Source organism: Cellulomonas persica (assembly GCF_007989825.1).
GTDB lineage: Bacteria > Actinomycetota > Actinomycetes > Actinomycetales > Cellulomonadaceae > Cellulomonas > Cellulomonas persica.
In genome coordinates, this window is record NZ_BJUA01000007.1 from 149520 (window position 1) to 170157 (window position 20638).

The window sequence follows — 20638 nt, forward strand, 5'->3', positions numbered from 1 at the left end:
CGGCCATCCAGCCGCCGGACGTCGACCGGGCGTCCTCAGCAGAGGGCAGGGGTGCCGCCGTCGCCCGCCACGCACAGGTCCTTGCCCGGCCCGCCGTCCATGGTGTCCACCCCCGGGCCGCCGATCAGCAGGTCCTTGCCCGCTCCGCCCTCGAGCACGTCACCCCCGGGGCCTCCGAGCAGCAGGTCCGCGCCGTCACCGCCGATCAGGCGGTCGTCGCCCTTGCCGCCGATGAGGATGTCGGCACCGCCCAGGCCGCACAGCACGTCGTCGCCGTGCCCGCCGATCAGCAGATCGCTCCACGCGGTTCCCGTGCGGGTGCAGACCGCCTCGGCGGCGGGCTCCTCGATCTCGACCGCACCCGCCTCGCAGTCGGTGCCGGTCGGCCGGGTGACGCCGCGCTGGTCGACCGCGAAGACCGTGCACGCGGCGGCGGGGACGGCGCCGGCCACGGGGCTCGTGCCCAGCGGCAGCAGCGTCCGGGTCGGTCCGCCGTTGTCGGCCAGCGCCCCGAGCTGGACGTCGCCCACGCCGCTCTGGTCGCCGGGACCGCCGACGAACGCGCACGACGCGTCGCCGCCGACGTTGTACCCCGACGAGGTCGTCGTGCCGGCGATCGCGCAGTCCGTGCCGCCGCCCGCGGCCGCCCCGACGACCGAGCCGAAGCTCCCGAGATCCGCCCCGGTGGCGATGTTCGCGCCGGTCGGCGCGCTGTTGCCGACCACGGTCGCGTGCCGCAGCACCACGTCGCCGGTGCTGGTGGCGACACCGCCGCCGGCCACCTGCGCGGTGTTCCCCGAGAACGTCGAGTTGTCGACGTGGACCTCGCCGGTCACCGCGTGGATGCCGCCACCACGACCGTCCGCGCCGGTCGCCGAGTTCCCGCTGAACGTCGACCGCGTGACGACGACCTGGGCCTGCGGCGCGTCGTCGGTCAGCTCGACGATCGAGACGACCAGCCCGCCGCCCGGGCCGACGCGCGTGTTCCCGGCGACGGTCGAGTCGGTGATCGTCGCGGTCCGCTCATCGGTCGGCTCGTCCTGGTCGACCGCCCACACGATGCCACCGCCGGTCGTCGAGCCGGCCGGGACGTTCCCGGTGATCGTCGACCCGGTCACCACGAGGTCCCCGCACGCCGAGCAGGAGACGCCCGGTCCGCCGTTGTCGACGGCCGACGACCTGATGAACGTCAGCTCGCCCGCGCCCTGGCCCGTCGTGAAGACGCCGCCCTGGCCGTTGTCGCTGATCGTCGAGTCCTCGATGCCGACCGCGCCGTCGATCGCGCCGATCGCCCGCCCGGTGTGCTGCGTGATGGTCGACCCGTCGAGCGAGATCCCGCCGAACGAGACCCGGATGCCGGTGCCGGTGTTCGGCCCGAGCACCGAGTCGACGACCGCGATGCTCGACCCGTGGCCCTCCTCGCCGCTGTTCAGCACCGGACCGGTCGCCGCGTCGTTGCCGGACACGGTCACACCCGTCAGAGCGAGGTCGCTGTTGAACCGCACCGCGGCGCCGTCGAAGGTGTCGCCGCCGGTGATCGTGAGGTCGTCGATCGCGACCTCGGTGGTGCTGTCGAGCGTGTCGAGCACCCGTTCGCCCGGGCAGGTCTGCTCGACCGTCGAGCCGTTGCCGTCGATCGTCAGCGTCTGCGCGCCGGTGTGGTCGAGGTCGCCCGCGACGTTCGCGTCCTCGTCGTCGCCGCACACGGTGAGCTCGTACGTGGCGGCCGCGGCGAGGTCGACGACCGTGGGCTCCGTGGCCGCGTTGGCCGCGTCCAGCGCCTCACGCAACGAGACGAGGCCGTCGCCGCCGTCGACGACGTCGGCCGTCGTCGTCACGGTGACCGTCGCGGCCGCCGACGGGGTCGCGAGCAGCACCACCGGGATCGAGGCTGCAACGAGGGCGAAGGTGCTGACGACAGCGGCGCGCTTCATCATGGCGAGGTCCCCCAGACCGGGCCCGCCCGACGGCATTGTCGGATTCGCCCGATTTCGACACCTCAGGATCCACCCGACGGCGCGTGCCCGCCACCCCCCGCCGAAGAGAGCGACGGGGGGGCACCACCCCAGCGCCCTCGTCAGACGTTGAAGCGGAACTCCACCACGTCGCCGTCGTGCATGACGTAGTCCTTGCCCTCGATCCGGGCCTTGCCGGCGGCACGCGCGGCGGCGACCGAGCCGGTCTCGACCAGGTCGTCGAACGAGACGACCTCGGCCTTGATGAAGCCCTTCTGGAAGTCCGTGTGGATCACGCCGGCGGCCTGCGGCGCTGTCCAGCCCTGGCGGATCGTCCAGGCGCGGGCCTCCTTGGGCCCCGCGGTGAGGTACGTCTGCAGGCCGAGGGTGTGGAAGCCGACGCGCGCGAGCTGGTCGAGCCCCGCCTCGTCCTGGCCGTTCGCCTCGAGCATCTCGCGCGCCTCGTCGGGCTCGAGCTCGACGAGCTCGGACTCGAACTTCGCGTCGAGGAAGATCGCGTCGGCCGGCGCGACGAGCGCGCGCAGCTCGTCCTGCATCGCGGCATCCGCCAGGCCGGCGTCGTCGGTGTTGAAGACGTAGATGAACGGCTTCGACGTCATGAGCTGCAGCGCGCGGACGTGCTCGTCGTCGCCGAGGCCCGCGGAGAACAGCGTCTTGCCGGTCTGCAGCACCTCGAGCGCACGCTTCGCCGCGTCCAGCACCTCGGGCTCGGTCTTCTTGCCGCGGACCTCCTTCTCGAGACGCGGGATCGCGTTCTCGAGCGTCTGCAGGTCGGCGAGGATCAGCTCGGTCGAGATGATCTCGATGTCGTCCTTCGGGCTCACCTGGCCGGACACGTGCACGACGTCGGGGTCGGCGAACGCGCGCGTGACCTGGCAGATCGCGTCGGCCTCGCGGATGTTCGCGAGGAACTTGTTGCCCAGGCCCTCGCCCTCGGAGGCGCCCTTGACGATGCCGGCGATGTCGACGAACGAGACCGTGGCGGGCACGGTCCGCTCCGAGCCGAAGACCTCGGCGAGCTTGTCCAGCCGCGGGTCGGGCAGCGGCACGACGCCGACGTTCGGCTCGATCGTCGCGAAAGGGTAGTTCGCGGCGAGCACCTGCGCGCGGGTCAGGGCGTTGAAGAGGGTGGACTTGCCGACGTTGGGCAGGCCGACGATGCCGATGGTGAGTGCCACGGGCGGACAGTCTACGGGGGCGCTCGCACGGCCCGGTCCGCCGCGGGACTACTCGAACGCGATGACCTTCTGCAGCAGCATCGGCGCGCGCCGGTCCAGCAGGCGCCCACCCACGCGGACACCGACCGTCAGCCACACGGCACCGAGCGCGAGCCCGACGACGAGCGCGCCCCACCCGAGCAGCGCCGACGCACGCGCGACCGCGACCCACGCGAGCACCGCGGGCGGCAGCGCCGCGACGAGCACGGCCGTCCACCCGACCATCTGCGACAGCACGGTCGCGAGCGACGCGCCCTGCCGGGTCTGGAACGGGTTCTCCCCCGGCTGCTGCACGGGCTGCACGAACAGCGCCGACACGATGCTCGCGCCGCCGTACGACGTGAGCAGGATCCCCATCGCCGCACCGAGCAGCGCCGGGAGCGCATCGACCCGATCGGCGATCACGGCACTGGCGACCGTGATCACCACGACGAGCGGCAGTGCGACGACCGCCGACGCGATCACGCGCCCGAGCCGGTCGACCCACCCGCGCACCCCCGCGCTGACGTGCATCCAGAACGCCGAGCCGTCGTAGGACACGTCCGCGCTCAGCCCCCATCCGGACACGAGCGCCGCGAGCAGACCCGAGACGAGCAGCATGCCGCCGCCTCGCCCGACCACCCACATGAGCACCGGGATGAACGGCACGATCGCGAGCGCGATCGCGTAGCGAGGGTCGCGGAACCAGTACACGAGGCACCGGCCGGCGACCGCACCGAGCGGCGTCGCCGGGATGCGGCCGAGCACGCCGATGCCGTTCGACCGAGCGGTGCTGCTCACGGCGCGCGCGGGCTCCGTGAGCGTGCGTGCGAGCGCGACCGACCAGAGGCGTAGCGCGAGCCAGAGCGTCGCCGCGGCGATCGTGAGCCGCGCGAGCGCCGGCAGCCAGTCGCCCGTGGCGGCATCGGCCGCCGCGGCCCACGGCGCGCCGAACGGCGTCCACGCGAGCACGCGCACCAGCCCGTCGAACGAGCTCCGGTCGACCGTGACCTCGCCGATGCCTGACAGCACCGGCCCGATGCTGATGACCGCGACGAGCCCGACCATCGCGAGCACCTCACGCGCCCGCCGGCGCGCCACGAGCGGCGCGAGCAGCGCGACGAGCGCCCGACCGCCGACGACGGCGACCGCGAGCCCGAGCACCCCGCCGACGAGCCCGACGACGAGCGCGAGCGGGTGCCGGAACCACGCGAAGCTCGTCGCGACCGCCGCGACCGCGCTGAACGCGCCGGGGATCCCGACGAGCGCCGCCACCGCGAGACCCGCCACCAGCTCGCGGCGCGGGATGGCGAACGTCGCGAACCGCTCGGGGTCGAGCGTGGCGTCGACGCCGAACGCGAGCAGCGGGACGAACCACCACCCGACGACGAGCGCAGAGCCCAGCAGCACCGTCACCGTGCGCTGCAGCTCGACGTCCTGCGTCCCGACGGCCACCATCCCGGCCACGACGAGCACCGCGAAGCCGAGCGCGTACAGCGCCCCGAAGACGAACCCGATGACCTGCCAGACGCTGCGCTTGAAGCCGTTGAGCAGCAGCGCGAGCTTCAGTCGGACGAGGTGCGCAACCACGCGAGCCCCTCCCCGCTGACCCGGCCGCCCACGAGCTCCACGAACCGGTCCTCGAGGCTCGCACCCGCGCGCACCTCGTCGACCGTCCCCGCAGCGAGCACGTGCCCGCCCGCGACGACGGCCACGTGGTCGCACATGCGCTGCACGAGGTCCATGACGTGCGACGACACGATGACCGTGCCGCCGGAGGCGACGTACTGCGCGAGGATGTCGCGGATGTTCGCGGCCGAGACCGGGTCGACGGCCTCGAACGGCTCGTCGAGCACCAGGAGCCGCGGGGCGTGCACGAGCGCGCACGCGAGCGCGATCTTCTTCGTCATGCCCGCGGAGTAGTCGACGACGAGCGTGCGCGCGTCCGCGACGAGGTCCATCGCGACGAGCAGGTCGCGCGCGCGCTGCGCGACCGTGTCCCGGTCGAGCCCGCGCAGCAGGCCGGCGTAGGTGATGAGCTGCTCGCCCGTGAGGCGGTCGAAGAGCTTGACGCCGTCGGGCAGGATCCCGATGAGCGCCTTGCCCGCGACCGGGTCGGCCCACAGGTCGCGCCCGTGCACCAGCACCGTGCCCGCATCCGGCGTGAGCAGGCCGGTGGCCATCGACAGCGTCGTCGTCTTGCCCGCGCCGTTCGGTCCGACGAGCCCGTAGAACGAGCCGGCGGGCACGACGAGGTCGATGCCCGCCACGGCGACCTTCTCGCCGAACCGTCGCCACAGCCCGCGCAGCTCGAGCGCGGGGGGCGCCGGGCTGGCCGGCGCGTCGGTCGCCGGCGCTGGGCTCGTCGGCGCGGCGCCGGTCGCGCCGGCCGGCACCCCGGCGGGCTCGCTGACGGGACCTCCCGCCGCGGCGGCGGCCTCGGGTGGCGGCACGGCGTGCGGGTTCGGCAGGTCGGGGGTCAGGTCGTCGGGCACGCGGGCCAGCATAGGCAACGCGACCGGGCGCTCATCGACGTTCGCGCGCGTCGTGACCTGGACCGACGCGCGCGACTCCCCGCGCCTTCCTGCCTGCCCGGCTCCGGGCCGGGCTGGTTCGTGGTCCGGCCCGCCGGGAGCCGGTCGTCGTCGTGTCGGTGGTGTCTGGCACGGTGCGGGCCATGGGACAGATGCTGCTCGGGCTGCTGATCGGACTGGTCGTGGGTGCGGCCGTCGCGTGGGTGCTCGCCACGCGCCGCTCCGAGCACGCCGTGCGCGCGGCCGAGGTGGCCGCGGCCACGGCGACGGCACGGCTCGAGGCCGAGCGCGCCGCGACGCAGGGCGCCGCTGCGCACGTCGCCGAGCAGTTCCGGGCGCTCGCGTCGGACGCGCTCGCACAGAGCTCCGAGCAGTTCCTCGCACTGGCGTCCCAACGGTTCGCGGCCGATCGGCAGACGCAGGTCGGCGAGCTCGCGCAGCGCGAGCAGGCCGTCCGTGCGCTCGTCGACCCGCTGACCCGCACGCTCGAGGAGGTCCGCGGCCAGATGCACGCCGCCGACCGGGCCCGGGCCGAGGCCGCCGCCGCGCTGCGCGAGCAGGTCGAGCAGATGCGCTCGACGTCCGAGCGCGTGCGCGCCGAGACCGCGCAGCTGGTCACCGCGCTGCGCGCCTCGCAGGTGCGCGGGCGCTGGGGCGAGATGCAGCTGCGCCGCGTCGTGGAGGCAGCGGGGATGCTCGCGCACGTCGACTTCGAGGAGCAGGAGCACGCACGCACCGACGACGGCCTGCTGCGCCCGGACATGGTCGTGCGGCTCGCGGGCGGCAAGCAGGTCGTCGTCGACGCGAAGGTCGCGTTCCTCGGCTACCTGGAGGCCCACGAGGCGTCCGACGAGCGCGTGCGCGCCGAGCGGCTCGCGGCGCACGCCCGGCACGTGCGCGCGCACGTCGACTCGCTCGCGCACAAGCGGTACTGGGACCAGTTCGCGCCCGCGCCGGAGTTCGTCGTCATGTTCGTCCCCGCCGAGGCGTTCTGGCACGCGGCGCTCGAGCAGGACCCCGGGCTGTGGGAGTACGCGGCGGACCGCGACGTCATCGTCGCGACGCCGACGACGCTGCTCGCGCTGCTGCGCACGGTCGCGTACGCGTGGCGGCAGGACGCGCTCGCGCAGAACGCGCAGCAGGTGCTCACGCTCGGCAAGCAGCTGCACGGACGCCTCGCGACGCTCGGCAGCCACCTCGCGAAGCTCGGCCGCTCGCTGGACGCCGCCGCGGGCGCCTACAACCAGACGGTCGGCTCGCTCGAGACGCGCGTGCTGGTCAGCGCGCGCCGGTTCGCCGAGCTCGGCGTCGTGAGCGATGCGCTCGAGACACCGCCGCCCGCCAACCCGCAGCTGTCGGCCCTGAGCGCGCCCGAGCTCGTCGCGTCGGCCGCGGACCAGCTCGTCAGCCTCGACGGCTTCGACACGAGCGCCGGCCGCGACGCCGCGGCGCTCGACCGCGAAGCGGCACAGGACGCCGACGACCTCCCCGACTCCGCCACGACCGCGTGACCCGCCAGCGGTCGTCGCGCGACCGTGGCACCCGCCAGCGGTCGTCGCGCGACCGTGGCACCCGCCAGCGGTCGTCGTGCGACCGCGATGCGGTCGTCGTGCCCGCGGGTGTCAGGCGGGGGTGACGTCGAGGGCACGGCGACCCTCGCGGCGCGGCCGGACGGGCGCGTTGCCCGCCGCCTTGAGGTCGGCGCGCAGCTCGCGCGGCAGCGAGAACATGAGGTCCTCGGTCGCCGTGCGGACCTCCTCGACCTCGCCGAAGCCCTGCGTGGCCAGCACGTCGAGGACGTCGCGGACCAGGATCTCCGGCACCGAGGCGCCTGAGGTCACGCCGACCGTCGTCGCACCCTCGAGCCAGGCCAGGTCGATCTCGGCGGCCTTGTCGATCCGGTAGGACGCGCGGGCGCCGTTCTCGAGCGCGACCTCGACGAGCCGCACCGAGTTCGACGAGTTCGCCGACCCGACCGTGATGACCACGTCACACTGCGGCGCGATCTTCTTCACCGCGACCTGGCGGTTCTGCGTGGCGTAGCAGATGTCGTCGCTCGGCGGGTCCTGCAGCGCGGGGAACCGCTCGCGCAGGCGTCGCACGGTCTCCATGGTCTCGTCGACCGAGAGCGTGGTCTGCGAGATCCACACCACGCGCTCCGGGTCGCGGACGACCACGTCGGCCACCGACTCCGGCGAGTTCACAACCTGGATCCGCTCGGGCGCCTCGCCCTGCGTGCCTTCGACCTCCTCGTGCCCGTCGTGCCCGATGAGCAGGATGTCGTAGTCGTCGGACGCGAAGCGCACGGCCTCCTTGTGCACCTTGGTGACCAGGGGGCACGTCGCGTCGATGGTCTGCAGCGAGCGTGCGGCCGCCGCCGCGTGCACGGCCGGCGAGACGCCGTGCGCCGAGAACACGACGCGCGCACCCTCGGGCACCTCGTCGGTCTCGTGCACGAAGATCGCACCCCGGGCCGCGAGCGTCTCCACGACGTACTTGTTGTGGACGATCTCCTTGCGCACGTACACGGGAGCGCCGTAGTGCTCGAGGGCCTTCTCCACAGCGATCACCGCGCGGTCGACGCCGGCGCAGTACCCACGGGGCGCGGCGAGCAGCACCTTCTTGCGTGCGGAGGGATCGGTCACGCGTCCGAGTCTAGGTGCTGCCCACGGACGTGCCGCCTGCGCAGGCGTGGGCCGACGCCACCCACCCACCACGTTCACGTCTCCCCCGCACCACCCCCGAGCACACGACTCCGACGCGGCGACCTGACCACGAGCGCCATCCATGGAACGCGAGCGCGGGCGATCGGGCGCGACCGCCGGTGTTCGGCCGCGAGCGCTGCCTCTGGGTGACTGCGCTCGCACCCGATCCACCGCGCTCACGGGCTGGGCCGGGTCGCGGGCGGCCCGGCGAGCGCGGGTGTTCGGGCGCGAGCGCGGGTGTTCGGGCGCGACCGCTGTCTCTGTGTGACCGCGCTCGCACCCGATCTACCGCGCTCGCGGGGTGGGCCCGGTCCGGGGGGGAGCGGGGGCGCGGGGCGACCGGCGAGCGCGGGCGAGCGGCCGGCGCGGGCGCGGGTCCGTGTGGGTGGGGTGGGTGCGGGCGGCGGGTGGGGTGGGCGTGGGAGGAGTAGGGCAGGGTGGGGGCGTGAGCGAGTGGGCGGCGGACGAGCGCGGTGGACCGGGCGACGTGCGTGCGGGCGACGCGCGTGCGGGCGACGCGGGTGCGGGCGTGGCGGCGGGTGCGGGCGGCGCAGCGGCGGGTGCGGGCGCGGCGGCGGGTGCGGGGGCGTTGGAGGGTGCCCCAGTGCCGGGCGGAACGGGTGGGCGGCTGCCGTTGCCGGTGAAGGCTGCCGACACGACGCCCGATCGGCCGTGGCCCGTGCGGCACCTCGCCCCCAAGATCGCGGACTACGTGCAGCGCATGCCCCCGGTGTGGATCGAGGGGCAGGTGCTCGACCTCAAGCGGTGGAACTCGATGTGCTTCCTCACGCTGCGGGACACGGACGTCGACATGTCGATCTCCGTCACGACGAGCGCGGGCAACGTCGCCCGGCTCGGCAAGGGGGTCGGCGACGGCGCGCACCTCGTCGTGCACGCGCGCCCGACGTACCACCTCAAGCGCGGCAGCCTGTCGTTCGCGGCGGACGACGTGCGGCTCGTCGGGCTGGGTGAGCTGCTCGAGCGGATCGAGCACCTGCGGCGCGTGCTGGGGTCGGAGGGCCTGTTCGACGAGTCGCGCAAGCGTCCCCTGCCGTTCCTCCCTGCGGTCGTCGGGCTGGTGTGCGCGCAGCAAGGCGACGCCGAGCACGACGTCGTGTCGAACGCCCGCGCGCGGTGGCCCGCCGTGCGGTTCGAGATCCGCCGCGTCACGGTGCAGGGGCCGCGCGCGGTGCCCGAGGTGAGCGCCGCGATCGCCGAGCTCGACGCGAACCCGCGGGTCGAGGTGATCGTCGTGGCCCGCGGCGGTGGGTCCTTCGAGGACCTGCTGCCGTTCAGCAACGAGACGCTCGTGCGCGCAGCGGCCGCGTGCCGCACGCCGCTGGTCAGCGCCATCGGCCACCACCTCGACGCCCCGCTGCTCGACCTCGTCGCGGACCTGCGCGCGTCGACCCCGACCGACGCGGCGAAGCGGATCGTGCCTGACGTGGCCGAGGAGCGCGCGCGGATCGCTCAGGCGCGCCTGCGCAGCCGAGGGGCGCTGGTCCAGCGCCTGCAGCGCGAGCAGACCGCCCTGGACCACTGGCGCAGCCGTCCCGTGCTCGCGCAGCCGTCGACGCTCGTCGACGCGCACGAGTCGCGCGTGCACGCGCTTCGGGACAGCGCACGCCGGACGCTGGGGCACCTGCTCGACCGTGCGAGCACCGAGGTGCGGGGGCTGGCCGGTCACGTGCGCGCACTGTCCCCCGCGGCGACGCTCGACCGCGGGTACGCCGTGGTGCAGCGCGCCGACGGGCTGGTCGTGCGCGACCCGGCCGAGGTCAAGGCCGGCGACGCGCTGCGCGTCCGTGTCGCGCGCGGCGAGCTGGCCGCGCAGGTCGTCGACCGCTGACGCCGCACACGCTCCGGTCGCTCCGTGGCGATGTGGGCGCGTTCTGGTTGACTGGCGGCCGTGCCGAAGGAGACGACCCAGCCCGTGGACGACGCGACTGCCGGACCGAACGCCGACGTCCAGGCGCTGAGCTACGAGCAGGCGCGTGACGAGCTGGTCGCGGTGGTCGGCCGTCTGGAGAGCGGCGCGGAGTCGCTCGAGGAGTCGCTCGCGCTGTGGGAGCGCGGCGAGGCCCTCGCGGCGCGGTGCCAGCAGTGGCTGGACGGCGCACGCGACCGCCTGGCCGCGGCACGCGGTGAGACGGCCCGCGACGAGGCGGGCGACGACGCATGAGCCCGGCCCGCCCGGGTCCGCACGACGAGCGGGCGCTCGTCGTCGGTGAGGCGCTCATCGACGTCGTCGCGCGAGCCGACGGCACGCGCGAGGAGCACCCGGGTGGCAGCCCGGCGAACGTCGCGCTCGGGCTCGGCCGGCTGGGCCGGGCGGTCGACCTGCTCACGTGGCTCGGCCACGACGCCGCGGGAGACGCCGTACGGCGGCACCTGGCGGCGTCGCACGTGCGCGTCCTGACGGGCGACCGCTCCGCGGTCCGCACGCCGGTCGCGACCGCGCACCTGGACGACGCGGGCGTCGCGACGTACGAGTTCGACCTCGAGTGGGACCTCCCGACGACGTGGGAGGGCGACGACGCGACACCGCTCGTCGTCCACACGGGGTCGATCGCCGCGGTGCTCGAGCCGGGAGGCACGCGCGTCGCGCACGAGATGGCGCGCCGGCAGTCGTCGGCGACGCTCACGTACGACCCGAACCTGCGCCCCGCGCTCATGGGCAGCGCCGAGCACGCGGCCGGCTACGTCGAGGCGATGGTGCGCCTCGCGGACGTCGTCAAGGTCAGCGACGAGGACCTCGCGTGGCTGCACCCGGGTGTCGCACCCGCGGAGATCGCCGAGGAGTGGACGCGTCGCGGTCCCGCGATCGTGGTGGTGACGCACGGCAGTGAGGGCGCGTTCGCTGCCACCTCGGCGGGCGCGCGGCTGCAGGTGCCGGCTCCGCAGGTCACGGTCGCGGACACCGTCGGCGCGGGCGACTCGTTCATGGGCGGGCTGATCGACGGGCTGTGGTCGGCGGGGCTGCTCGGCGCGGCTCGCCGCGAGGCGCTGCACGACGTGTCCGCCGAGACGGTCGAGGCGGTGCTCACGCGGTGCGCGCGCATCGCGGCGATCACCGTGTCCCGCGCCGGGGCCAACCCGCCACGCTCGGCCGAGCTCGACTGAGCCGACCAGCAGGACCCGCGAGCAAGCCGGCCGCAAGCAGGCCGCACGGACGACGACGAGATCAGGCCGACCGCTGGGTGCGCTTCTCGCGCTCCTGCGCGCGCTCGAGCGACGCCTTGCGATCGGCCTCGTTCCGCTCGTCGATCTCCCGCGCGCGGTCGGCGTCGAACGTGAGGTTCTCGCCCGACTCCGGGTCGAAGACCATGAGCTTGGCGGGGTCGAACCACAACGTCGCGGTGTCGCCGTCGCGGATCCGCGACTCGGAGTCGAGCGCGACGACCAGCTGCGTACGCATGCCCTCGCCGTCGAGGTCGCGGTCGAGCTCCTCGAGCGTGCCGGCCACCTCCGAGCTCGTCTCGAACGGCACGTAGGCGTACAGGTCGGAGCCCAGCCACTCGGTGACGTCGACCTCGGCGTCGAACGTGACGCCCGCATCCTTCTTCCCGTCCTCGAGCAGCGAGGTGTCCGCGAAGTGCTCGGGCCGCAGACCGACGATGACGATGTCGCGCGACCCGATCCGCGAGCGCAGGTCGTCGGAGAGCGGCACGTCCGCGAACGGCAGGGAGAGGGTGTCGCCGGAGACCTCGCCGGGCAGGAAGTTCATGGGCGGCGAGCCGATGAACCCGGCGACGAACAGGTTGACGGGCTGCTCGTACAGGCCGCGCGGTGAGGCGACCTGCTGCAGCTCGCCCTTGCGGAGCACGGCGACGCGGTCGCCGAGCGTCATGGCCTCGGTCTGGTCGTGCGTGACGTACACGGTCGTCGTGCCGAGCCGGCGCTGCATGCGGGCGATCTCGGTGCGCATCTGGCCGCGCAGCTTCGCGTCGAGGTTGGACAGCGGCTCGTCGAACAGGAACGCGTTGGCGTCGCGGACGATCGCACGGCCCATCGCGACGCGCTGACGCTGGCCGCCGGAGAGGTTCGCGGGCTTGCGGTCCAGGTGGTCCTGCAGCTCGAGGGTCTTGGCGGCGAACTCGACCTTCTCGCGGATCTCGTCGTCCGTGAACTGGCCCTTGGTGAGCCGCAAGGGGAACGCGATGTTCTCGTACACGGTCAGGTGCGGGTACAGCGCGTAGTTCTGGAACACCATCGCGAGGTGGCGTTCGCGCGGCGCCTTGTCGTTGACGACCTGGTCGCCGATCTTCAGCTCGCCCGACGTGATGTCCTCGAGCCCGACGATCATCCGCAGCAGGGTGGACTTCCCGCAGCCGGACGGCCCGACGAGGATGACGAACTCGCCGTCGGCGATGTCCAGGCTCACGCCCTTCACGGCGAGGTAGCCGTCGCCGTAGCGCTTGACGATGTCCTTGAGGGTGATGGCAGCCATCGGAAGTCTCCTTGTTCAGCCCTTGACGGCGCCCTGGGTCAGGCCGGACACGATCTGGCGCTGGAACAGCAGCACCAGGATGACGACGGGGATGGTCACGACGACCGCAGCCGCGGAGATCGCCCCGGTGGGCTCCTCGAACTGCGACGCACCGGTGAAGAACGCGAGCGCCGCGGGGACGGGGCGGGCCGCGCTCGTCGAGGTCAGCGAGATGCCGTAGACGAAGTCGTTCCACGCGATGAAGAACGCGATCAGCGCGGTGGTGAACACCCCGGGAGCGGCGAGCGGCACGATCGCCTTGCGGAAGGCCTGCCAGCTCGTCGCGCCGTCGACCTGCGCGGCCTGCTCGAGCTCCCACGGGATCTGCCGGAAGAACGCCGCGAGCGTCCAGATGGAGATCGGCAGCGTGAGCGACAGGTACGGGATGATCAGGCCGAGCCACGTGTCGTAGAGGCCGATGTTGCGCCACAGGTTGAACAGCGGCGTGACGATCGAGATGACGGGGAAGATCGAGACGCCGAGCGCCGTGGTCAGGATGAGCTTCTTGCCGCGGAAGTCGAGCCGCGCGATCGCGTACGCCGCGAGCGTCGCGAGGACCACGGCGACGAACGTGGCGATCAGTGAGATGCCGATGGAGTTGCGCAGCGCGGGCAGGAACAGGTCCTTGGCCGAGCCGGCGAAGATCTGCTCGTAGTTCGTCGTCGTCCAGGTCTTCGGCCAGAACGTGCCGAGGTTGAGCTGGCTCGGCAGCTTGAACGACGTCGCGATGATCGACACGACGGGCAGCAGCGCCCACACGAGCACGACGACGGTGATGACCGCCCACGCGACCTTGGCCCGGGTCGTCAGCGTGCGCATCAGCCCTCCCCCCTCGCGCTGGCCAGGTCGACCTTGAACAGCTTGATCGCGACGAAGCAGATCCCGATGACGCACAGGAACAGCAGCACGGAGATGGCCGAGCCGAGTCCGATCTCGAGGCGTCCGATCGACGTCCGGTACGCGAGCAGCGAGAGCACGTCGGTGCCGTTCGCGCCGTTCGTCATGATGAACACGTTGTCGAAGATGCGGAACGCGTCCAGGGCCCGGAACAGGACGGCGACCATGATCGCGGCCTTCATGTTCGGCAGGACGACCCGTTGCAGGCGTTGCCACGCCGTCGCGCCGTCGACCTGCGCGGCCTCCTCGAGCTCGCCCGGCACCTGCGAGAGCCCGGCGAGCAGGAGCAGCGAGATGAACGGGGTCGTCTTCCAGATCTCCGAGGCCATGATGACGAACAGGCTCGTGCCCTGGTGCGCGAACCAGTTGAGGTCGGGGTCGATCCCCGGCACCCAGTCGAACCAGTGGTTGACGAAGCCGGAGTTGATGTCGAACGCGTAGAACCACGCGAACGCGGAGACGACCGTGATGATCCCGTAGGGGACCAGGATCGCCGTGCGCAGGACCCCGCGCAGCTGCCTGATCGCGCGGTGCATGACGAGCGCCAGGAAGAACCCGAGCACGAGCTCGACGAGCACGGTGATGATCGTGATGACGGCCGTGACGAGGAACGCCTGCCAGAACACCGGGTCGGACAGCACGACGACGTAGTTCTGGCCGGCGTTGAACTCCTTGTCGGAGGGTGCGGTGAGCCGGTAGGAGAACAACGAGTCGTAGAACGCCTGCAGGATCGGGTAGATCGTCACCGCGAGCATCACGACGAACGCGGGACCGGCGAGCCACCAGCCCAGGCGGGCCTCGTCGCGCGCACGGTCGCTGCGACGTGCCGCGCGCGGCTCGCCGTTCTCGCTCGTCGTGGCGCCCGGGGCGACAGCGGAGGACGTCACAGCAGGGCCTCCCCTCGCAGGACCGCGGTGATGAAGTCGGTGGACGTGGTCGGCGTGGTCTCGGGGTCGACCGAGGCCGGCGGGTGCCACGTCTCCTGCAAGCCCGTGGAGACCTCGTTGTAGTACGGGGTCTGCGGGCGCGGCGCGGCGTTCTCGAGCGACTCCCGGATGACGTCCGCCATCGGGAACGCCTCCTGCACGGCCTCGTCGTCGTAGGCCTTGGTCGACGCCGGCGGGTTCCCGTTCGTCGCGAAGTAGTACGCCTGGTTCTCGGGGCTGACGATGCACTGTGCCGCCGCGAGCGCGAAGTCGACGTGCGCGCTGAACGCACCGATCCCCAGGTTGATGCCGCCGTACGGCGGTCGGGCCTCGGTGCCCTCGTCGACCCGCGGGTAGATCGCCCAGCCGATGTCGTCGACGAGGTCGGCGTCGAGCGTGCCGTCCTCGACCGCCGCGTTCGTCGCGGACCACACGAACGGCCAGTTGACCATGAACGAGCCGTTGTCCCGCTGGAACACCGTCATCGTCGCGTTCTCGTCGGCCGTCGGCAGGCCGGCGCCGCCGAGGCCCTCGCGCCCGATGGTCCCGATGATCTCGGCGGCCGCACGGCCGGCGTCGGACTCGAGCCCGAGCTCGACCTCGTCGGCGGGCGCCTCGGGGTTCTCGATGATGTGCCCGCCGGCCGACTCGACCAGCGCGTTGATCCACACCGTGAGCGACTCGGCCTTGGCGCCCTGGACCCCGAGGACCTTGCCCTGCTCGGCGGCCGCGTCCATGATCTGCTGCCACGTCACGGGCTCCTTCGACGGGTCCAGGCCCGCCTTCTCCGCGACCGACTTGCGGTACCAGAGCAGCTGGGTGTTGGCCCAGAACGGGATCGCGACGAGCTCGTCCCGCCACGTCGCGCCGTCGATCGCGCCCTGCACGACGTCCGCGGTGACCGCCTCGGCCACGTCGTCGGGGATCGGCGCGAGGAAGCCCGGCTCGGCGAGCTCGGGGATGAACGGCGGGTCCAGGCTCATGATGTCGATCGACGAGTCCTTCGCGGCCAGTCGGCGCGCGAGCTGCTCGCGCTGCGAGGCGGCGTCGCGCGGGAGGACCTCGGTCGTGATCCGGTACTCGCCCTCGGCGGCCTCGGTGCACCGGGAGGCGATCTCGACCTGACCGCCGTTGTCCGGGTTGATGTACCACGTGAGCGTCGGCGGGCCCGACTCGCTCGCGCACGCGGCGAGCGTCAGGGCGAGCGCCAGGGCGGCGGTCGCCGCCATGCCGCGGTTGCGTCGTCGCACGCTGTCTCCCGTCCTCGTCGCTCCGTTGCGTCCTGGGACCTGGGTACACCCGCGCGAACGGTGCCGCACGCCGGGAAGGCTCGCGACGTGCGATCGCGCGGCACGCCGCGTGGCAGCCGTCACCCCGTGTGCCCGGTTCGCGAACGCCGCGCGACGAGACGAGACGGACCTGCGACGATGGCGCCGTGACGACACCACTGACCCCGGCCGCCGCCTGGGCCGCGCTCAAGGCCGGCAACGAACGATTCGTGAACGACGCGATGCTGCACCCGTCCCAGGGCGTCGACCGGCGCTCCGAGGTGGAGAGCGGGCAGAGCCCGTTCGCGGTCCTGTTCGGCTGCTCGGACTCGCGCGTCGCGGCCGAGATCATCTTCGACCGCGGCCTCGGTGACCTGTTCGTCGTCCGGACCGCCGGGCACGTGATCGACACGACCGTCGTCGGCTCGATCGAGTACGGCGTCGAGCTGCTCGGCACGCCGCTCGTCGTCGTGCTCGGCCACGACTCGTGCGGTGCCGTGGCCGCGGCGACGGCCGCGCTCACGCAGGGCGCTCAGGCCCCTGGCATGGTCAGCGCCGTCGTCGACCGCGTGATCCCGAGCATCGTCGGTCTGACGCGGCTCGGCGAGCCGATCGAGTCGCTCGCCGCGGCGACGCTCGGGCACGAGCACGTCAAGCACACCGTCCGCATGCTGCAGACCTACTCCGTGATCCTCGCGGAGGCCGTCGCGCAGGGGCGGTGCGCGATCGTCGGGCTCGAGTACACGCTGACCGACGGGCGCGTGCGCATCGCCGAGGTCGTCGGCGACATCGGCGAGGCCTGACCCGCCGCCCCGTCCCCGGGCCGGGGCCCCGGTTCACGGACGGCGCTGCTACGGGTACCAGGGCTCGTCGGGCCGGGGCCGGGCCGAGGACTCGTCGTCGTGCGGCGTCGTGCGCTCCCGCCAGTACACGGACCCGTCACCCCGGCGGCCGAGCAGACCCGCCTCGACGAGGTCGCGGCGCAGGCGGACCGGGTCGTCGACCAGGTCGGCGAGCCGCTGGGTCACCTCGCGCTCGTCGGCCCACTCGCCCGACGCCAGGACGCGCGAGGCGAGGTGCTCGACGACGAGGTCCCGGTCGCTGCGGCGCCGCGGCGAGCGCACGAGGCGCCCCCGCTCGAAGAACCGCTCGGCGGGGCACGCGTCCGCGGGCCGCGGCTCCGGGAGAGGCGTCTCGTCGGTCACGCCGACCAGTGTGGCCGGTGCGGCAGGATGGGTGCATGACTTCTGCGCCTGGCGACGACGCCGTCGACTACCGGATCGAGCACGACACCATGGGTGAGGTCCGCGTCCCCGCGGCCGCCCTGTACCGCGCGCAGACGCAACGCGCGGTCGAGAACTTCCCGATCTCGGGCACCGGCCTCGAGCGCGGGCACATCGAGGCCCTCGCCCGCATCAAGAAGGCCGCGGCGCGTGCCAACGCCGAGCTGGGGGTGCTGCCCGCGGACGTCGCCGAGGCGATCGTCGGCGCGGCCGACGAGGTCGCGAGCGGTGCGCACGACGCGCACTTCCCCGTCGACGTGTTCCAGACGGGCTCGGGTACGAGCTCGAACATGAACACCAACGAGGTCGTCGCGACCCTCGCGACGCGCGCGCTCGGCCGGGACGTGCACCCGAACGACCACGTCAACGCCTCGCAGTCGTCCAACGACGTGTTCCCGACGAGCGTGCACGTGGCCGCGACCGCGGGCGTCGTCCGCGACCTCGTGCCGGCCCTCGAGCACCTCGCCGCCGCGCTGCAGGACAAGGCCGACGCGTGGGCGACCGTCGTCAAGTCCGGGCGCACGCACCTCATGGACGCCACCCCCGTGACGCTCGGGCAGGAGTTCGGCGGGTACGCCGCCGCGGTCCGCTACGGCGTCGAGCGCCTGCAGGCCGCGCTGCCGCGTGCCGCGGAGGTACCGCTCGGCGGGACGGCCGTCGGCACGGGCATCAACACGCCCGCGGGCTTCCCGCAGCGCGTGATCGAGCTCCTGCGCGAGGACACCGGCCTGCCGCTGTCCGAGGCGCGCGACCACTTCGAGGCGCAGTCGTCGCGCGACGGGCTCGTCGAGCTGTCCGGCGCGCTGCGCACCATCGCCGTGAGCCTGACGAAGATCTGCAACGACCTGCGCTGGATGGGCTCGGGACCGAACACCGGGCTCGGCGAGATCGCGATCCCCGACCTCCAGCCCGGCTCGTCGATCATGCCCGGCAAGGTCAACCCCGTGATCCCCGAGGCGGTCCTCATGGTCGCCGCGCGCGTCGTCGGCAACGACGCGACCGTGGCCTGGGCCGGCGCCTCGGGCTCGTTCGAGCTGAACGTGCAGATCCCCGTGATCGCCTCAGCCGTGCTCGAGTCCATCCGCCTGCTCGCCAACGCGAGCCGCGTGCTCGCCGACAAGACCGTCGTGGGCCTCGTCGCGAACGAGGAGCGCGCGCGTGCCTTCGCCGAGTCGTCGCCGTCGATCGTCACGCCGCTCAACCGCGTCATCGGGTACGAGGCGGCGGCGAAGATCGCCAAGCACGCGGTCAAGCACGGCCAGACCATCCGCCAGGCGGTGATCGACCTGGGCTACGTCGAGCGCGGTGAGGTCACCGAGGCGCAGCTCGACTCGGCGCTCGACGTGCTGAGCATGACGCGCCCACCGCAGGCCTGACGGCACCGCGCACGACGCCACGGAGCCCGTCGTCCCCTCCGCGGGGCGACGGGCTCCGTCCTCCGGCCGGGCTCGTCCGGACGGGCTCGTCCGGACGGGCTCGTCCGGACGGGCTCGTGCTGCCGGGGCCGTCAGCCCGACACCGTCTCCGGGCGAGGCGCGTCGACGGGCACGTCGTGCGCGTGCGGGCGGATCGCCTGCATCGCGAGCGCGGCGACCAGACCGACGACGAGGACCGCGACGGTCAGCAGCAGCGTCTGGCTGACCGCGGTCGCGAAGCCTGAGTGCACCGCGTCGAGCGCGGCCGCGCGCAGCTGCTCGGCGACCTGCGCGGAGACGCCGTCGGGCACCGGGAAGTCCGCTCCCCCGCCACCGGAGAACTGCGACGCGTCGACGCGCGACAGCCCGTCGACGAACGGCTGCCTCGCACCCGCGGGCAGCGACCGTGCGGCGTCCTCGGCCGCCGCGGGGATCGTCGCCGACAGCCGCGACGTCAGCATGGCGACGACGGCCGCCGAGCCGACCACGCCTCCGATCTGGCGCGTGGTGTTGAACGCCCCCGCTCCGGCGCCGGCCGTGCGCTGGTCGAGGCCCGCGGTCGCAGCCGCGGCCAGCGGCGAGAACAGGAACCCGGTGCCCACGCCGAACAGCGTCATCGGCCACACGAGGTGCCACACCCACACGTCCGGCCCGATCGCCGCGGCGAGCCACGACACGACCACGACGAGGATCGCGAACCCGGTCGCGACGACCCACTTCGCGGGCACACGGTCGGACAGGCGTCCCGCCATCGGCGCGACCACGCCCGAGATCAGCGAGCCGCCCGCGCCCACGAGCGCGGCGTGCAGCGGCGAGAGCCCGAGCACGAGCTGCAGGAAGATCGTGAACGGGAAGAAGATCCCCGTCATCGCGAAGGTGACCGCGAAGCCGGAGACGTTCGCGAGCGAGAAGTTGCGCACGTGGAACAGCCGCAGCGGCAGCAGCGCGTCGTCGGCGAGCCGGTGCTGCCACCACACGAACACCGCGAGCACGAGCGCACCCGCGGCGATGACCATCCAGACCGTGACCGGCCCGGCGATCGACCCCCACTCGTACGTGTCGCCCTCCTGCAGCCCGAAGACCAGCAGGAACATGCCGACGACCGACAGGACGACTCCGAGCATGTCGAACGTGCGCGCGTGCGTCGCGAGCGCGGGCAGGTTGCGGAAGGAGAACCACAGCGCGACGAGCCCGACCGGCACGTTGATGAAGAAGATGTACTCCCAGCCCACGGTCTCGACCAGCAGACCGCCCAGCACCGGTCCGGTGATCGTCGCGACGCCCGCGACGGCGCCCCAGACACCCATCGCGGCACCGCGGCGCGCGGGCGGGAAGACGCGCGTGATCATCGACATCGTCTGCGGTGTCATCAGCGCGGCGCCGATCCCCTGCACGGCGCGTGCGGCGATGAGCAGCCCGATCGAGTCCGCGAGCCCGCACGCGACCGAGGTCACGGTGAACACGACCAGGCCGCCGATGAACACCGGGCGCGGGCCGAACCGGTCCCCGAGCCGCCCGGTCACGAGCAGCAGGACCGCGAACGACAGCAGGTACGCGCTGTTGACCCACCCGACCGCGGTGATGCTCGCGTCCAGCTCACGCACGAGCGTCGGGACGGCGATGTTCACGATCGTCGTGTCGAGCATGATCATGAAGAAGCCGAGGCACAGCGGCGGCAGGACGCTCCACGGGCTGCGCCCGTGCAGGTCGGCGAGCGCCGGCGGGCCGGGCGTGGCGGCGTGCGGCTGGGACTGCTGGGACATCTGGGGGCCTCTCGGCGAAGGGCGACAGCCTGACCGCGTCGCCGTCCCGAGCGTATGCCGGGGTCCCGACACGGCACCGGTCGAGCGGGGCGGAGCCGACCGGACCGTCCGCGATCCGGACAGATGACCAGGACGAAGCGCCCTCAGCCGTGGGAACGCTCCCGCGAGGCGGCCCGCCTGGGTTAT

At 73.1% G+C, this 20638-nt stretch carries 17 protein-coding genes; 6 read left to right on the top strand and 11 right to left on the bottom strand.

Annotation, left to right across the window (positions count from 1 at the left end; all coding sequences use genetic code 11):
- Window positions 1-35: 35 nt before the first annotated feature.
- From CPE01_RS08810 to CPE01_RS08825, 4 genes are all read right to left on the bottom strand, one after another.
- On the bottom strand, window positions 36-1937 hold the full coding sequence (locus CPE01_RS08810; RefSeq protein WP_186811472.1) for a right-handed parallel beta-helix repeat-containing protein: 1902 nt from the start codon (window positions 1935-1937) through the stop codon (window positions 36-38).
- 140 nt (window positions 1938-2077) lie between these two features.
- Window positions 2078-3154 (bottom strand): redox-regulated ATPase YchF, encoded by a 1077-nt coding sequence (gene ychF / locus CPE01_RS08815; protein ID WP_146806274.1) that lies wholly within the window; start codon window positions 3152-3154, stop codon window positions 2078-2080.
- Between the two features lie 48 nt (window positions 3155-3202).
- A complete protein-coding gene (locus CPE01_RS08820; RefSeq protein ID WP_146806275.1) occupies window positions 3203-4762 on the bottom strand; it encodes a hypothetical protein in 1560 nt (519 codons plus the stop codon).
- Window positions 4738-5679: an ABC transporter ATP-binding protein gene (locus CPE01_RS08825; RefSeq protein ID WP_146806276.1), complete on the bottom strand. Its 942-nt coding sequence runs from the start codon at window positions 5677-5679 to the stop codon at window positions 4738-4740. Before CPE01_RS08825 ends, CPE01_RS08820 begins: the two co-directional genes overlap by 25 nt.
- 170 nt (window positions 5680-5849) lie before the next feature.
- Here CPE01_RS08825 and CPE01_RS08830 point away from each other — a divergent pair, with 170 nt between their 5' ends.
- Window positions 5850-7217 (top strand): DNA recombination protein RmuC, encoded by a 1368-nt coding sequence (locus CPE01_RS08830; protein WP_146806277.1) that lies wholly within the window; start codon window positions 5850-5852, stop codon window positions 7215-7217.
- Window positions 7218-7328: 111 nt separating this feature from the next.
- Here the strand turns inward: CPE01_RS08830 and CPE01_RS08835 are convergent, their stop codons facing one another.
- Window positions 7329-8351 (bottom strand): 4-hydroxy-3-methylbut-2-enyl diphosphate reductase, encoded by a 1023-nt coding sequence (locus tag CPE01_RS08835; RefSeq protein ID WP_146806278.1) that lies wholly within the window; start codon window positions 8349-8351, stop codon window positions 7329-7331.
- Window positions 8352-9000: 649 nt separating this feature from the next.
- On the opposite strand from CPE01_RS08835, the gene xseA reads away from it, so the two are divergent.
- Genes xseA through CPE01_RS08850 form a run of 3 tightly spaced genes read left to right on the top strand, consistent with a single transcriptional unit; the run spans window position 9001 to window position 11534 of the window.
- Window positions 9001-10260 (top strand): exodeoxyribonuclease VII large subunit, encoded by a 1260-nt coding sequence (gene xseA, locus CPE01_RS08840; RefSeq protein WP_146806355.1) that lies wholly within the window; start codon window positions 9001-9003, stop codon window positions 10258-10260.
- Between the two features lie 60 nt (window positions 10261-10320).
- Entirely contained in the window at window positions 10321-10593 is a 273-nt protein-coding gene (locus tag CPE01_RS08845) for an exodeoxyribonuclease VII small subunit (RefSeq protein WP_186811473.1), read from the top strand.
- On the top strand, window positions 10590-11534 hold the full coding sequence (locus tag CPE01_RS08850) for a carbohydrate kinase family protein (protein ID WP_146806279.1): 945 nt from the start codon (window positions 10590-10592) through the stop codon (window positions 11532-11534). Before CPE01_RS08845 ends, CPE01_RS08850 begins: the two co-directional genes overlap by 4 nt.
- Window positions 11535-11595: 61 nt before the next feature.
- Here CPE01_RS08850 and CPE01_RS08855 read toward each other — a convergent pair whose 3' ends face one another.
- The 4 genes from CPE01_RS08855 to CPE01_RS08870 are packed head-to-tail and all read right to left on the bottom strand — an operon-like array spanning window position 11596 to window position 15952.
- Window positions 11596-12861: an ABC transporter ATP-binding protein gene (locus CPE01_RS08855; RefSeq protein ID WP_146806280.1), complete on the bottom strand. Its 1266-nt coding sequence runs from the start codon at window positions 12859-12861 to the stop codon at window positions 11596-11598.
- A gap of 15 nt (window positions 12862-12876) precedes the next feature.
- Complete coding sequence (locus CPE01_RS08860) at window positions 12877-13719, bottom strand: carbohydrate ABC transporter permease (protein ID WP_146806281.1); 843 nt, start codon at window positions 13717-13719, stop codon at window positions 12877-12879.
- Window positions 13719-14684: a carbohydrate ABC transporter permease gene (locus tag CPE01_RS08865; RefSeq protein ID WP_146806282.1), complete on the bottom strand. Its 966-nt coding sequence runs from the start codon at window positions 14682-14684 to the stop codon at window positions 13719-13721. Before CPE01_RS08865 ends, CPE01_RS08860 begins: the two co-directional genes overlap by 1 nt.
- Window positions 14681-15952, bottom strand: coding sequence for an extracellular solute-binding protein (locus tag CPE01_RS08870; RefSeq protein ID WP_146806357.1), 1272 nt, complete (start codon window positions 15950-15952; stop codon window positions 14681-14683). The genes CPE01_RS08865 and CPE01_RS08870 overlap by 4 nt, the downstream gene beginning before the upstream one ends.
- 206 nt (window positions 15953-16158) lie before the next feature.
- On the opposite strand from CPE01_RS08870, the gene CPE01_RS08875 reads away from it, so the two are divergent.
- Window positions 16159-16794 (top strand): carbonic anhydrase, encoded by a 636-nt coding sequence (locus CPE01_RS08875; RefSeq protein ID WP_246783827.1) that lies wholly within the window; start codon window positions 16159-16161, stop codon window positions 16792-16794.
- Between the two features lie 48 nt (window positions 16795-16842).
- Here CPE01_RS08875 and CPE01_RS08880 read toward each other — a convergent pair whose 3' ends face one another.
- Window positions 16843-17196, bottom strand: coding sequence for a DUF2087 domain-containing protein (locus CPE01_RS08880; protein WP_246783828.1), 354 nt, complete (start codon window positions 17194-17196; stop codon window positions 16843-16845).
- 35 nt (window positions 17197-17231) lie between these two features.
- Here CPE01_RS08880 and CPE01_RS08885 point away from each other — a divergent pair, with 35 nt between their 5' ends.
- Window positions 17232-18650: a class II fumarate hydratase gene (locus CPE01_RS08885; RefSeq protein ID WP_146806284.1), complete on the top strand. Its 1419-nt coding sequence runs from the start codon at window positions 17232-17234 to the stop codon at window positions 18648-18650.
- 131 nt (window positions 18651-18781) lie between these two features.
- On the opposite strand, the gene CPE01_RS08890 is transcribed toward CPE01_RS08885, so the two are convergent.
- Window positions 18782-20452 (bottom strand): DHA2 family efflux MFS transporter permease subunit, encoded by a 1671-nt coding sequence (locus tag CPE01_RS08890; protein ID WP_146806285.1) that lies wholly within the window; start codon window positions 20450-20452, stop codon window positions 18782-18784.
- Window positions 20453-20638 lie beyond the last annotated feature (186 nt).

Bases quoted from the DNA above. Each gene is read 5' to 3' on its own strand.
- CPE01_RS08810 (WP_186811472.1), bottom strand. From the start codon at position 1,937: ATGATGAAGCGCGCCGCTGTCGTCAGCACCTTCGCCCTCGTTGCAGCC.
- CPE01_RS08825 (WP_146806276.1), bottom strand. From the start codon at position 5,679: ATGCTGGCCCGCGTGCCCGACGACCTGACCCCCGACCTGCCGAACCCG.
- CPE01_RS08830 (WP_146806277.1), top strand. From the start codon at position 5,850: ATGGGACAGATGCTGCTCGGGCTGCTGATCGGACTGGTCGTGGGTGCG.
- CPE01_RS08850 (WP_146806279.1), top strand. From the start codon at position 10,590: ATGAGCCCGGCCCGCCCGGGTCCGCACGACGAGCGGGCGCTCGTCGTC.
- CPE01_RS08855 (WP_146806280.1), bottom strand. From the start codon at position 12,861: ATGGCTGCCATCACCCTCAAGGACATCGTCAAGCGCTACGGCGACGGC.
- CPE01_RS08860 (WP_146806281.1), bottom strand. From the start codon at position 13,719: ATGCGCACGCTGACGACCCGGGCCAAGGTCGCGTGGGCGGTCATCACC.
- CPE01_RS08870 (WP_146806357.1), bottom strand. From the start codon at position 15,952: ATGGCGGCGACCGCCGCCCTGGCGCTCGCCCTGACGCTCGCCGCGTGC.
- CPE01_RS08885 (WP_146806284.1), top strand. From the start codon at position 17,232: ATGACTTCTGCGCCTGGCGACGACGCCGTCGACTACCGGATCGAGCAC.
- CPE01_RS08890 (WP_146806285.1), bottom strand. From the start codon at position 20,452: ATGTCCCAGCAGTCCCAGCCGCACGCCGCCACGCCCGGCCCGCCGGCG.